This window comes from Pseudoroseicyclus aestuarii (assembly GCF_003217255.1).
GTDB lineage: Bacteria > Pseudomonadota > Alphaproteobacteria > Rhodobacterales > Rhodobacteraceae > Pseudoroseicyclus > Pseudoroseicyclus aestuarii.
The window spans coordinates 1-14,119 of the sequence record NZ_QJTE01000014.1 but is presented as its reverse complement, the minus strand read 5'-3'; the positions used below and the strand labels follow the sequence as shown (position 1 = coordinate 14,119).

8 protein-coding genes and 1 pseudogene are annotated in these 14,119 nt (G+C 58.0%); 4 read left to right on the top strand and 5 right to left on the bottom strand.

Going from position 1 to position 14,119, the window contains the following annotated elements:
- Window positions 1-236, top strand: a 236-nt coding sequence (locus tag DFP88_RS17265; protein ID WP_220032363.1) for an integrase core domain-containing protein, incomplete at its 5' end; no start/stop codon positions are given.
- Between the two features lie 21 nt (window positions 237-257).
- Here the strand turns inward: DFP88_RS17265 and DFP88_RS17150 are convergent.
- From DFP88_RS17150 to qatA, 5 genes are all read right to left on the bottom strand, one after another.
- Window positions 258-431, bottom strand: coding sequence for a hypothetical protein (locus DFP88_RS17150; protein WP_181418695.1), 174 nt, complete (start codon window positions 429-431; stop codon window positions 258-260).
- A 364-nt stretch (window positions 432-795) separates the two neighbouring features.
- Window positions 796-1,545 (bottom strand): Qat anti-phage system TatD family nuclease QatD, encoded by a 750-nt coding sequence (gene qatD, locus DFP88_RS16425; protein WP_110815783.1) that lies wholly within the window; start codon window positions 1,543-1,545, stop codon window positions 796-798.
- Between the two features lie 2 nt (window positions 1,546-1,547).
- Window positions 1,548-2,858, bottom strand: coding sequence for a Qat anti-phage system QueC-like protein QatC (gene qatC / locus DFP88_RS16420; RefSeq protein WP_220032362.1), 1,311 nt, complete (start codon window positions 2,856-2,858; stop codon window positions 1,548-1,550).
- 53 nt (window positions 2,859-2,911) lie between these two features.
- The gene (gene qatB, locus DFP88_RS16415) at window positions 2,912-3,553 is read right to left on the bottom strand and encodes a Qat anti-phage system associated protein QatB (RefSeq protein ID WP_342767741.1); all 642 of its coding nucleotides are present in this window, start codon (window positions 3,551-3,553) and stop codon (window positions 2,912-2,914) included.
- 239 nt (window positions 3,554-3,792) lie between these two features.
- Window positions 3,793-5,721 carry a Qat anti-phage system ATPase QatA gene (gene qatA / locus DFP88_RS16410; protein WP_110815780.1) on the bottom strand — a complete coding sequence of 643 codons (1,929 nt, stop codon included), beginning with the start codon at window positions 5,719-5,721 and terminating at the stop codon, window positions 3,793-3,795.
- Between the two features lie 913 nt (window positions 5,722-6,634).
- Between qatA and DFP88_RS17420 the strand changes: the two are divergent.
- The 3 genes and pseudogenes from DFP88_RS17420 to DFP88_RS17495 all read left to right on the top strand — a co-directional run.
- Window positions 6,635-7,439, top strand: a pseudogene (locus DFP88_RS17420) (IS3 family transposase); the annotation flags it as partial.
- 751 nt (window positions 7,440-8,190) lie between these two features.
- The gene (locus tag DFP88_RS16945; protein ID WP_146227557.1) at window positions 8,191-8,724 is read left to right on the top strand and encodes a hypothetical protein; all 534 of its coding nucleotides are present in this window, start codon (window positions 8,191-8,193) and stop codon (window positions 8,722-8,724) included.
- On the top strand, window positions 8,721-13,577 hold the full coding sequence (locus tag DFP88_RS17495; RefSeq protein WP_146227555.1) for a calcium-binding protein: 4,857 nt from the start codon (window positions 8,721-8,723) through the stop codon (window positions 13,575-13,577). Before DFP88_RS16945 ends, DFP88_RS17495 begins: the two co-directional genes overlap by 4 nt.
- The last annotated feature ends 542 nt before the right edge of the window (window positions 13,578-14,119 follow it).

The window sequence follows — 14,119 nt, the reverse complement described above, 5'->3', positions numbered from 1 at the left end:
TCGCGGACCTCGGGGGAGAACTTGTTCGTCGTCTTGCTCATGATGGCTCCATCTTACTCAAGAGTTGGAGCCTCCGGCAAACCCGGGGCGGTTCATGTGTTCACCGCCATCGCTTCGAGAGCATCCAGCACGCGACCCGCGTCATCGGCGATTGGATCAGCTTCTACAACCACCGCCGCCCTCATCAGGCTCTTGCCATGCGCACGCCTGCCGAGGCATTCACATTAGCGGCTTAACCTGAGCAGATTCCGTTGGGTCTATACATCGAAGTCCTGATCGTCATCCTGCTGACCGAACTTCAGAAGGTACGCCGGGAGAACGTTGTCCGGTGACTCGAGCCTCTTCTGATGGCGGGTCAAACGGTCGATGATGCCCTGCTCGCTCTCCGGCCATTGCCGGACGCCGAGGACGAATGGGATACGGATAGTCATGCTGATGCTCCTCGAGATAACGCCAAGGAGCCGGCAGAGACGCTTGTCAGATCAGGCTGAACACATGCGCGGCGCCGGCCCCGAAGATCGGGGTCAGCGGGATATCAGCAGGTGACGCGTGGTGCGGAGCATGCCGAATTTTACCGCAGAAGCGGCTCATGAACAAGACCCGGCCCACCGCAGAGCGAACGCTTTCTGGGGGGAGATACCAAGAGGTTTGTTCCTCGGCTCGATCCGTGGCTAGCTGCCGTCGACTCGAGCTCTAATTTTGGCGCTGCAGCTTCTCTGGATCAGCTGTCTGCGAACAGCTTTTTTTCTCTCACGTTAAATTTTCGAGAACTATGTTTCGGCCAGTGGAGCTGAATTAGAGTATTGCGGTCAAAGAGCGCAGGTTTGAAAGAACCTGGCGGCGAATATCCTCGGCTGGGATCTCAAGTAAAGAAGCCATCATTTCAACAGCGCGACGAACGCCTCCTGGTGCAATTGGCGTGTCGCCGCGAAGAATGAATGGCCCGTCCGTCTCCGTCAGCACGCGGTCTTTGGGTATGTCGCGCAAAACGCGCTCGCCGTTCGTGGAACCGAGCATCCTCTCGTTTACTGAGAAATAACATCCTCGTTCGACTGCTCGCCGCACGTCGGAACGGTTACCACTGAACCAGTGCAAGACCACCCGCGCGCGATCCGGCGGCAAGTGTGCGTCGAGCATGTCCAGGACCGGCTTAGTTGCCCTGACACTATGCGCGCTCAGAATCTTGCCGCCGTCCTCAGCGCAGGCCCGCAAGATGCGAGCGAATATTGAGCGCTGAAGTTCGAAAGAGCGATAATAAGCGGGCCCGCGATCAAGCCCGATCTCACCAACGTAACGCGTCCGCGGCAAGAGCTTCTCGAACAGGTCGATCTCCAGGTGCCGGTCGGCGACGAGCTGCGGATGCAGACCGAGCCCAACCCTCACGAAGTCGCTGTCCGTCGACAGTTCGACGTTCCTCTCGAACGCTTTCGGGGTGGTCGTGACCGCCAAGGTCGCCACGCGCTTGCGATCACAGGTCGCGATCGCTTGCGCGAGATCGGGATAGAGGTCGAGATGCGTATGGAAATCCACGTAATCTGGCCGCATTGTCAGCCGCCCGGTCGCGCCCGAACACCCTTCAGGAGCTCGGCAACTTCAAGGACGCCGCGTCGAAAAACGTCGGCGTAGTCCGGTGTGGCATCCGGCTCGTCATGAAGCGGGCCGGGCTTATGGACCAAAATTTTCGCGAGATCCGGCTTCGCCTTGATCCGCTTGGCCATCAGCTGGAAAGACCGCACGTGCTCTCCTTCGGGCTGGTCGGACGCCAGGACATGTCCCTTCAGGTCCTCGACCAAATATGGCGTCATATCATCTCCATCGAGGCCCACCTCAAGCGAAGCTCTGCGGATCAGGCAAGGGACACAGTACCCGCAGTGCCGAGGCGATAGCTTCTTGTAGCGCGCCTTCGCCGGCGACGAACATGACATGGAGTTCGCCACAATTTTCTCCAGTAAAATCTTGTCCGCGCAGTTCGCGACCATCTCGCCCTTCGTCATGTGCCTGTATGGGTTGTTCAGTTCGACATCGAGGGCGAGAGCATCGAGAAGCTTCTGCATGCTCGCGATGAAATGCGGATGCGCTGTCCGCGTGCTCAGCGCCCCGAAACGCAAGGGGTCGAGGGGAACGTTGAGCGCGATGAGGCCGTTCTCCGGTATGTCGACGGTGGTTCGGCCATCGATGGCCGACGCAGCCAGCGTTGCCAACGAGTAGAAGAGGAAGGACCGTCCCCGCTGCGTGTTCTCCGTCTCCCCGGTGGTGAGGTGGTGCTTGTCGAAACCGAGCCGCACCCGGAGGCTCTTGAAGGCCTCTTGCCCGAACCGGGTTTCCAGCCGGTCGAGGACGTAAGCCTGGGCTTTTGCAGTCTCGCTGTCCCAGTAATGGCTGACGAACAGCGGGCGCTCACCAACGCTAAGGAGATCGATTGCGCCGACGAGACTGTCCAACCCACCGGACAGTAGGCTGACTTTGGTTAACCCATCGATCGCCAAGCGTTTTGGAGCGACAACGAGGGTCTTAGTCCTCTTCGTCCGATCACGGATGAAGACACGCCACCGATCGCCGGTGAGGAAGCGCAACATCGCTTCGATCGATCTCGTGTTCGCGCTCCAGGCCGCGGAGGCGGACATGGGGACGTAGAGATCGATCTCGCGGGTCCAACCGTCCTGTGCGTTCGACTTGCGAGAGACTCTCGTGTCTCCAGCGTTGACGAGCGCCGCGAGGACGACGAGGTCAATGCCCCTCTCCGATGGTTGTAGCCCGAGGGAGGCAAGCTGGTCCAGCGCGTGACCGATGCCGAAGCCCATGCGCAGGTCACCGTCCAAGAAATCGATCTCGAATACCTCGGAGTCGGTCTGGACCAAGTTGATCTTGCTTTTGTCGTCGGAACCAAGCCGACCGATCAGGCTGAACCTTCTCATCCGTCGTCTCCCAAGGCCTCGACCAGATCGAGTGCGGCGCTGTAGAGGTCGTTGACGAAGCGATCGACGGCAGCCGCGTCAAGGTCGCCCAGATCGGTTCCGCGCGCGTCGAACTCGTCGCGCACGCACCCCTCGACGAAGTCATGCAGCATAGACTGCGCACGTTCGACCCCGGCGATGTCCGAGGGCGCGGCGATAGCGTTGGTCCCGACCTCGTTCAGGATCTTGCCCTCAATCGACCGGCTCACCACCCCGATGAAGAACTCGCATAGATCGTCTGCGGAGAGCTCATCGAAGTTCCCGACGCCGGAAGCAGCGAGGTCGGCAACCGTCTCAAGCATCGCGTCCCTCGCGATCGCTTCGTCGATGGTGCCGCCTGCAGGACACAGCATGTCCGTCAACGCAACGAACACGTCCTCGGCCGGAGCGCCCGCCATGCCCTCAAGGTTGAACCGCCTCAGCGCTTCTGCTGGACCCTGGTTGGCGAAGTTCCTCGCGAGCCCGGCCACGCCGCCGGCCACGGCGCGGGAGTTGGGCATACGGCTCGCCGCAGCCCCTCCGCCGCCGCTCGCCCGCACATATCTGCCCGCACCCCGCCGCAGCGCTCGCTCATCGGATGTTCGCGCACCCCTCGTCATGTTCCCGCGTGCCCCGCCGAGACCCGAACTCGCTGGAACCGCAGGTAGAGGCGGGTAGGACTGCGCCGGTGTCGCGCCGGGTGGCGCCTCCCCGTTTTGATCCTGCCCATCGGTCCCGTCGCCGTTTGCGGAGGCAGGCTCGGCGTTATCGGGTCCGGCCGCGGGCTGCGACGCAGGCTCGTCGACCCAGCTCGGAACCAGCCCATTCTTGGAGCCGCCGAATGTGCCCGACGTTCCCATCAGGGGCGCTTCCGCTTACCGGAGAGTTTTTCCGCGGCCGCTGCCGCCGCCTTCAGCTGTTTGTTGTCGTCCTGCTCGGCCCATCCCTTGAGCGTCTTAGCGAAGTCCAAAGCGACATCGGTTTCACCAAACGCCGAGGCCCAGCCGCTGACTACCCAGGGACCGAGCTTTGAGATCGGCAGGTCCTGTACGAAAGAAAGCAGCGGTCGCTGCAGGAAGGGATGCTGACGCGCCACCTCAGCGAGCCCTCTCACGCCCGCTGGTTCTTGGGTGAGGTCCTCCGTATCCCGCACTTTGGCTCGCAACGCGTCGAAGACCTGTTCGGCTTCGATCGACTGAAGGCGAGCGATTTCCGCCGCGGCCTGCTTCACCTGTAAAGGAGAGCCCTGGAGCTTCGCCCCGAGTTCGTCGAGTTCGCCCAGCGACGTCACCGCGCCGAACACGCTTCGCCGGTCCCGGGTTACGAAAACATATGGCCTGAGATCGTTCTCGGCGAGCGGCGGATCAATGGCCGCCCACTGCTTCGCCCATTCCAGGTTCGGCCAATCGGGTAGCGAGGCCTCCGTTGCCGAAACCTTCTCCTTTCCGTCCGCCGATTTCGTTTGCAGGTCTGCGGACGGGTTCGCAACCACGGCTTCGAGCGCTGCGAGTTCCTCCGATGCTCCTGTGTTCGCCGAGCCGCGCGCCATGGCGTCGTAGAGTTCCGGGGCGAAACGCTCGGCCAGCATGATTTTCGCCAGGACGGACATTTTGAGTTCCTCTCGGAACCCGCGCTCTTCTGCGATCGCGAGGCGAAGCATCATCGTGTTGATGAAGCGCTTTATCTGCCTCGGGTTGCCCCGCGCACCGTCCGCCAGAATCGGCGCGATCCGCCCGGCCAACTCCATCGCCCGCTCGATTTCGACCGGAACGCCGCCTAAGGCCTTCTCGACCGCTTTGCGGTCAAGACCTGGCCCCTTCCACGGCCGGCGTAATAGCTCGCGCGCCAGTCCGGTCAGTTTCTGGAACTCATCCGCTTCCTCACCGCACGCATTCAGCACCAGTAGCAAAGTCACGTAGATCCGAGTCTCGGCATATCCGAGCGACGGGAGACGGAATGGGACCTGAATTAGCTTTTCAAGGTAGTTGCGGGCATAGGTGGCCGGCCCAGTAGCCACGGGCAGGTCCGGGAAATGCTGCCGCACGGCGTACTCAATCATCCCCTCGTCGGCCGCGATAACGAAGGCGGCGCGCGGCACGAACAGGAACAACCTGATCGCCTCCAGCGTCTCGATTGCGGTGTCCGGAAGGCACCGATCGAGGTCATCAACCAGGACTATCAGGCGATCGATCTCGGCGTCCTTGAGGAGTTCAGCGAACTCCTGCCGGAAGGCATGCATCTGTTCAGGCGCACTGTTCGCGGCGACTTCGCGCAGCAACTCGTCCGAACCCTCTACAAGCGCGGCGACGGTCTCCGGTGACACATCCTCGGTGCCCTTACTGATGAGACTTCGCGCGGCTGCGCCCAGATCCTTGATGGTTTCGGGGTGCGGCATCCCCGTGGACAACGTAAAGCCATACACCCCCGCCTTGCGCGCGAGCTTCATCCAGTCGACGCGTCTCAAGACCTTCTTCGCCTGCTCGGCGACTTTCTGCGACATGGGGCGCTTGCGGCGCAGTTCCTCGACGATCGTTTCGATAAGGACCGCCTTCGCGTCTTCGAAGCCTTGGAACAGCCAGCCGTTGAACCTTACACAGAGTACGCGGTCGTCGTTGGAAAACGCCTCATCCACCATCATGAGGACGCTGGATTTGCCGGCGCCCCAATCGCCGTGGACGCCGACGCTCAGGGGTTCGTCCGACTTCTCGCGCACCAGACGGACCACGGTCTTGGCGATCGCCTCGTAGTACAGCAGGTCGACCGCAGTCTCGTTGTCCGCGACGATCATTTAACCAGATCTCTTTCGAAATTCGCCTTCAAGAACATGGATACACTATTGCCATGCAGGCTACGGAAGAAAAGCGATTTTCGTGTACCTGAGACATGACTTTCGCGCGTGGGCTGTTTTCGAGTTCGAACTTGGGGTGAGTGTTCGCCTCGCTGAAACTGGTAAGATGCAGTCGAATGACTTCTTTTGAGCCAATGTCCGGCCTTGAATGGATCAAGAATTGCTCGCTGCGGTGCCGCAGACTTCCGCATTCCGCCCATCCGCGACTTTAGGGCCAGGCGCAGCAAAAGTCTGCCCTCTGGTCCTTGCTGGACGTTGGTGCCGCTGGCAGCGAACCTCCACTTCCCCGCCACTCGAGGCGCTAAGGGCCTTCGATCCTTCGCCCCTTCAGTCACGATCTTCGGCGGGTCCGGTAGCCGGGAGGCTCCGCTGCCGGCGCCTCCATATGCCGCCCGCAGACGCATCAGCTTGCTTTCCGCGGCCGACCGGTTGCGGAGTCGATCAGCCTTCAGTGCTGGGCAATTGAGTATCTGCTGTCGGACCAGACTTACTCTCTTTGGCGATGAAGCCTTTCCGACCAGGCGGCCAGATCGCCGCCGCCCTCGTGCCTCGTCCAATGTTTGTGCGCCCTGCCGAAATCCAGCGGGGTAAGATCGTAGCCCGCCCTCTTCAACGACATGCTCAGCGACTCATTCCTGAAGGTCTGATCTTTGCCCCGCCGGCTGGGGAAAACGACCCCCCGCAAATCGCCGTGCGCCCGTGTCCTCACCAGATCCAGGATCTCTATGAGGCCCGCGTGCAGCTGGACCTCCTGCATCGCACAGCCCTCCTTCTGCTTCCGGGGAAACCGCCACAGCCGCGCGTCGAGGTCCATCTGCGGCCACAGCGCCAATCGGCACTCCGTGGGGTAGCGATCTGCGCCTCCCTGCGCGTGTCCCGTTCCGGCTTCCACGCCTGGCTGAAGCGGCCGCCGATCGCGCGCTCCACCGAGGACGAGCGCTTTGGCGCGGTCATGCGCCGGAGCTTCAAGGACAGCGACCGGACCTACGACGCGCGCCGGATCTGGCGCGACGTTCTCAAGGAGGGACTTCCCTGTGGCCTGCATCGTATCGAGCGTCTGATGAAGGAGAATGGGCTGCGAGCACGGCCCCGCCGGCGAGGCCTACCGGAGGACGACGGGGCACGATCCGTCATGGCCGACAACTTGATGGCGCGGGAATTTCAGGCGGATCGAACTATCCAGAAGCAGCTGGCGGGGTTGGCCCAGACCTGGGATGCAGAAGGCTGAATCTATGTCGCCGCGTTCCTTGACCAGTTCTCCCGACGAATTGTCGGCTGGTCCATGAAGGTGGATCGCGATGCCGCACTGGTCATGGATGCGCTTCTGGCAGCCTAGCGGCGCGGCAACGCCGACGCCCTGCTGCATCATTCGGACCAGGGCTCGTCAAACCAGCGAGCAGTTCCAACGCCTGCTCTTCGACAACGGCATCACCTGCTCGATGAGCAGCGTCGGCAATGTCTGGGACAACTCGGCTATGGAGAGCTTCTTCTCTTCGCCGAAGACCGAACGGACCGCCCCAAAAACCTACCACACCCGCGATGCCGCCCGCGCAGACGTGTTCGATTACATCGAGCGCTTCTACAATCCGCGCCGGCGCCATTCTAAGCTCGGACATCTGAGCCCCACGGCTTTTGAGGCCCGAGTTGTGCAAACCTAACGCACTGTCCACGGAACCGGCAGCAGGCCAGAGCTGTGCCTTATACTCAAGGCGTACTGGATGAACGCACTTCGGAACTTCTGCGCCACGGAAGCTTGAACGCAAGGCCTACCCTCGCAAGAGCAACGTGCAAAAAAGTTTTGCCGAGCGAAAGATTTTTGAGCGGCTCATCACAGGTCCATGCTAAAGCTTCGAATCATCCCGCTTAACCTGAAGGCCTGGTATGGGCACGAAACGAAGCGCTTATACTTCCTATCTGCAAATCGTCACCAAAGAACAATTGCCAAGCGTCATTCAGATGGCGCGATGCGCACACGATGACAGCAGAATGTCCCACATACCCTTTCACGAGGGAAAGGTGACAGCACTCTTCAATAAGGTACTAAACGACAGCAAGCGACACGCCATCTTTTTAGCCCATAGGCAGAAAAAACCAGTGGGGATGGCGTATCTTTCTGTGGGTGAGTACCATATTGGCACGGGCATCCTGATAACAACAGTCCACAATATAAACGTTATCCGTTCAGTTCGATCCAGTTTATCTGGCGGTAAGGTTTTCCTCGGCTTGATGCGCGGAGTTGAAACTTGGGCTCAAGCGAGGGGCTCCTCTGAAATATTTCTTCATTTCACGTCAGGTGAAGAACCTGAGCTAGCCAAACGTCTTATGAACCGCATCGGGTACGCCCAGATAGGCGGAAGTTTCTCCAAGCGAAACAAACACTAATTCTCCGCGCCTTAAGGAGATGTCGCGATGAATGCCCCAACAGTAATCCTTGCTTTTGCGCTTTGCGCCTCGTGCGCAGAGATTAATAAAGATTACTTCTTCCCGAGGAACGACTACTTCTTAACCGAAGATGGCTTTACTGCTGATAAAGGGCTTGCAGCTCAAGATGTGTCAGACCTTTTCGCTTCATCATGCCCGACTAATCCTGCCGATACCTCAATCGTACAAACACTTGATCCGTATACGCTCTACCGAGGAAACAGTATCGACGGAGGCCGAACCATTTACTACATAACGCTTGGGCACCATAGTTGCATCGCTGCTTTTCCTCATGTGAGGGAGCGGTACGTCGGCGCGACCATTGCCTCGGACTTAGGTGATCCAGAAATGTTTCGATTAAGAGATGTCATTTACGAAATCGGACCTCGCTCCAATCCACCTACGGGCGACCCCGACACCATCCGGTTACAATTTCGCCCTGACCGAATCAATTTCAATTATGATGTTACCGTAAGCCTCATTGGCAACAGCATCTTCTGGAATGGCTTAGAAATAAAATGACCAACTATGTCGCTGATGAAGACTCTGCTGGAGCCCAGCTAAACGCAGCTATTCAATTGCTAAACCAAGGCATGGCGAACTTCACAATCGCCTCATATGACTCACGCTATGAAAGCACCGCTGCGCTAACCGAGGTAATTGTTAGAGCTACACCCAACGCCGTTTATGGCTACAATTTGGGTATCAATAATGCCGGGGCAGACGGCGTCGGTGAAATTTTTACCAATCCGGTCGCCATAAATGACGCAACATTCTTGAAATGGAGGGCAGTAGGCAATCAGATCGGGAACATCCTTCACGAGGTGACGCATCTGAACAAAGATCTGGATGGCTACCGCAACTTGATCTATGAGGAACTTTCCAACTCGGGCACTCCAGTTGACCAGGACGTTCTTCTCGCGATTGAGGAAGTGCTGACAAGACAGGTTGTCGCAACGATCGACAGCCAGCTTCCTGAGTGGCGTTACTACCTGAACAGGCCGACGATTGAAGACGTGGTAGAGAGTAGCTACTATGGGGACAAGCTGACGTCAGTCCAAAAGCAGGCCCTACTCACATACTTCAATAGCAGCGACTACGCCTCGCCCACTGTGGTAATCAATGGAGTACAGGTAGGCCTTTCTCCAGAAGGAAGAGTAATTTCGACGGTACTGGATAATGGCACAATAGTTCCCGTTGAAGAGCCTCAGGACTTCGGCTCGCAAATACTATCATCAACAAAAGAGTTGATTAACGGCGCTCTGACCGCAGCTCGTGACATCGGAAACGCATTAGCTCGGGGCGCCGCCGCCGCCGTAGAAGCGATAGGCTCTATCGCTCACTCTGTTAATAAGTTTCTAGACGATACTGTTTCGTACCTCACCGGTAACAATGACCGAGATGAAGGTAGAAGCGGCGATCACGACAATGGAAAACCAATCGTCATTGATCTCGATGGAGATGGTGTCGAAATAAACGTCAAGGGAGACGTTAGCTTTGATATTGACGGCGACGGGTACCTAGAACGCACTGCATGGGCAAGCCCCGACGATGGCTTTCTGGTCATCGACCTCAACGCGGACGGCACTAGAGGCGCTGGTGACGGGAAAATAGATCAGAATGAAGAGCTGATTCTCACAGAGTGGGTGGAGTGGGACGGCGCAACCGATCTTCAAGCTCTGGCCACATTTGACCAGTGGTCTTCAAGGGGCGGGAACAAGGATGGCAAGCTGAGCTCAGCAGACAATGTTTGGTCGGAGCTACGTGTCTGGCAAGACGCAAACCAGAATGGACGTGTCGATTCAGGTGAACTGAAGACACTCTCTCAATTAGGCATCTCACAGATTAATTTGCAATACGATGACAAGACAGGTTTTTCGGACATAAAAAACGATGTTCGCATCGTTGATACTGTCCTATTGGGTTCTGCGTCATACATAAGGAATGGAAAGACTGTCGTTGGAGGCGTTGGTGACGTTTCGTTGTCCTATGAGGCAGAGGGCTCCCGGCGTGTCGAAATGGAAGGCGGCTACGGCATTAAGTTCGAGAATGGCACTACCAAACGGTATGCAGTACTAAATAACAGCGGATCAGCGAACATCAATTTGGACACGGCCGCACTTGACGGGGCTACTGGAGACGCCCGACCCAATGTTTTAACCGCTCAAGGACACTCGCGATCAGTACAAATATCCGGAGGAGGCGGAAATGATACCGTTCGTGGCGGTGACAATGACGACCTACTTTCCGGTGATACCGGTGCAGATACTATTCAGGGGCTGAGCGGAAACGATACTCTTTACGTGGACATTGAGGACCTTGCTTCTGGTTTGGTCGATGGGGGAGAAGGGCAAGACACGCTTGTTGTTGTGGGCTCCAAAGGCATCAACATCTCTCTCGACGGACTTAATATTGAGTCATTCTATTCTGGTGATGCTGCCGATGCGATCGGCGGGGGTGCGCTCACTAAGCAAATTGAGATTTATGGAGGAGCCGGCAACGATGCGGCATCGGGCGGTAGCAGTGACGACATGCTATCTGGGGATGACGGAGACGATTCACTTTATGGCAACGACGGCGACGACGTCGTCTTAGGAGGTGCTGGATCGGACAGGATCGAAGGTCGCAACGATGATGACCTCGTGTCCGGCGGCGACGGAAATGACTCTGTCAACGGAAACAATGGAGATGACATTGTTTCCGGAGGGGACGGCGATGATACGCTCTTCGGCTCTGATGATGATGATGTCGTCGACGGAGGGGTCGGAGCCGACACTCTTTATGGCGGCTCCGGTGACGACATGCTCGCGGGCGCTGAAGGCAACGATGCTCTGTACTTCTGGCTCGGCGATGACACGCTCATGGGTGGCAGCGGCAACGATAGCTTCCGGCTAGAACGGACTTCGGAATACGGAAGCTCGAAGCATTGGGGCTGGGCTGTTTTTCAGGGCGGTACAGGCAGCGATACAGCCTACCTAGCCGGCAGCAAGAGCGACTGGACCATCAAGACCAGTGTAGGGCCGAACCAGTGGCAACTCGCGCGACTGCCGGCAGCGAATGAGAAGGTTGTTTTGGACCTCCAGGATATCGAAAAGGTGGTATTCGGCGATGGTAGCTCAATCACCTTGTCGACCAACTCTGGTTCGGATCGAAGTGACGATTACGTCCGTAAGAACCTCTTCGGCGCGGGGCAAGGCGATGATGTTGGTACAACAAGTACTGACGCGTTGAACGAAGATGGCGTATCCTACGGTTGGATGGGGAACGATCGAATCTCGGGTCTGGATGGAACGTCTCGTATTGAAGGAGGGTCAGGCCAAGACGCTCTCATGGGAGGAGGAGGCAACGACACGCTAACCGGCGATAGCGGGAGCGACCGACTTTCAGGAGAAGAGGATCGGGACACCCTCTACGGCGGCTCGGGGTCAGACACACTCGCTGGAGGTGACGGCGACGACAGGCTGGATGGAAAGGAAGGCTCGGACTACCTCTATGGAGGCAAGCACGACGACGTTCTTCTCGGCGGATCGGGAAGCGATATCCTAGTCGGTGGGCCGGACGATCAAGTAGATGGGGACGATACGTTCTACGGTGGATCGGGCGCGGACAGAATACTAGCCGGCGCTGGCACCGATCGCGCTTGGGGTGGCACCGGAGCTGATGCGATCTATGGGGGGTCCGGCGGCGACTATCTTCATGGAGAGGATGGCTCTGATCAGCTGGATGGAGGCTCCGGTAGCGATCAACTTTACGGAGAGTCAGGTTTCGACTACCTAAAAGGGGGCTCTGAGAACGATAGGCTATACGGCGGAGACGATGACGATGCCTTGGAAGGAGATGACGGGAGTGACAGCCTCTACGGAGGAACTGGAAGTGATCTCCTAACCGGCGGTGCTGGAGCAGACCTCGTTGATGGTGGTGCTGGTATACTTGATTTCGCCAGCTATGCGGGATCCGCAGCAGCCGTGACCATCAGCCTCGCGGCAGGCACTGCCTCAGGTGGGGACGCAGCAGGTGATACGCTGGTTGGCATCGAAAGTCTGATCGGATCTATTAAGAGCGACAAGCTCATCGGTGATGCTCTGGACAACACGCTTCAGGGTGGACTCGGTGACGACACACTTGGTGGCAATGAGGGCCACGATATACTGATAGGTGACGACGGAGATGACAGCCTAGCCGGTGGCGACGGCAGCGACACATTGTTTGGCGGCGGCGGCAACGACATCCTTCAAGGGCATACCGGCGAGAACCAGCTCTTCGGCGGCTTGGGTAGCGACCTCATGATTGCCGGCGCTCAGGCTGAGCTCTTCGACGGCGGCGGCAATCATGACCGTGTTTCCTACTCGGTCGCGACGATTGGCGTTCTTGCCGACATGCGTTATTCAGATCGTAGCACTGGTTACGCGGCAGACGATGTCTTCGTCGGGGTCGAGCACTTGGAAGGAAGTAACTTCGATGACGACCTAAGAGGAACCACATTTGGCAACAGCATTTACGGCGGCCAAGGCTCAGACATTCTCAACGGACGAAGCGGCGACGATTTTCTTTTCGGAGGCGAGGGCAATGACACCTTGTTGGGCGGCAGTGACGCTGATGAACTGCACGGAGGCAGCGGCACGGATCGAGCTCAGTACAGCGAAGCAGAAGCTGGCGTGAAAGCTGACCTCGCGAATCCGTCCGCCAACACAGGCGATGCTGCTGGCGACACCTACGAGTCGATCGAGAACCTGCAAGGGTCTAACTTCAACGACGACTTGAGAGGCAGCTCGGGCGGCAATCTGCTATCGGGCGCCGAGGGCAATGACTTCTTGCGCGGTCGCGAAGGTAACGACAACATCTACGGTGGTGAAGGTGATGACGTGTTGTTCGGCGGCGCGGGAGGTGATGCCTTGTATGGCAGCAGCGGGGTTGATCGAGCTCAATATAGTGAGGCTAGCGTCGGCGTCCGGGCGGACCTGCAAGACGATCAGACCAACACTGGTGAAGCAATAGGAGATACCTACAATTCCATCGAGAACCTGTACGGCTCCAATTACGCAGATACTCTCCTTGGTGATACAGAATCAAACACGATTTGGGGTGGAAGTGGCAACGACCTACTTTATGGTCGAGCAGGAGCAGACACTGTTTTTGGCGGTGACGGGCAAGACACGTTCTACTTCCGTAAAGGGTATGAAGCCGATCGGATTTCGGACTTTCAGAACGATGTCGATACCATCGTTCTCCAAGGCTTCGGGCTATCCGGTGTTCCAAGCGCGCTTTCTCATGCCACTCAAAGTGGCTCTAACGTATTTTTTGACTTCGGAGGCGGTGATACTCTGCTGGTACTGAACACTCAGATCAGCGCTCTACAGAATGATATTGCCGTCTGATCGTTGCTGATGCATCTGACATCAGATTTTAGGTCAGGGCCTTAGAAAAAGGCGCAGCTTAATCTGCCCCACGCCGGTCCCTCGTTCATAGGTAGGGGCCGACGGGGGGCACGTGTCACGACATCCAGACGCCACCGAGGGACAAATTGCGGCCAATTCAGTGGGGACGAGCGCCTTATTGGCCTTGATGCTTTAGCCTGTCCGCCCAAGCAACGAGGTTACCGCCGCTCATGTGTTTCATCCAATATTTGTACGCCTTTCCGAAATCCAACGGGGTAAGATCGTAGCCCGCCCTCTTCAATGACATGCTCAGCGACTCATTCCTGAAGGTCTGATCAGTCCCCTGCCGGCTCGGAAACACGAGTCCCTGCAGATCGCCGTGCGCCCGCGTCTTGACCATGTCCAGGATCTCAAGGAGGCCCGCGTGCAGCGGCACTTCCTGGATCGTGACCTGCCCCCCGATCGTCCCTCATTCATAATGAGAGTCTGCCGGTTTGAGATTGGTAGTCGGGGGGTAGTTTCATGGCAAGCGCGCCGGGCGC

Bases quoted from the DNA above. Each gene is read 5' to 3' on its own strand.
- DFP88_RS17150 (WP_181418695.1), bottom strand. From the start codon at position 431: ATGACTATCCGTATCCCATTCGTCCTCGGCGTCCGGCAATGGCCGGAG.
- qatD (WP_110815783.1), bottom strand. From the start codon at position 1,545: ATGCGGCCAGATTACGTGGATTTCCATACGCATCTCGACCTCTATCCC.
- qatB (WP_342767741.1), bottom strand. From the start codon at position 3,553: ATGACGAGGGGTGCGCGAACATCCGATGAGCGAGCGCTGCGGCGGGGT.
- qatA (WP_110815780.1), bottom strand. From the start codon at position 5,721: ATGATCGTCGCGGACAACGAGACTGCGGTCGACCTGCTGTACTACGAG.
- DFP88_RS16945 (WP_146227557.1), top strand. From the start codon at position 8,191: ATGAATGCCCCAACAGTAATCCTTGCTTTTGCGCTTTGCGCCTCGTGC.
- DFP88_RS17495 (WP_146227555.1), top strand. From the start codon at position 8,721: ATGACCAACTATGTCGCTGATGAAGACTCTGCTGGAGCCCAGCTAAAC.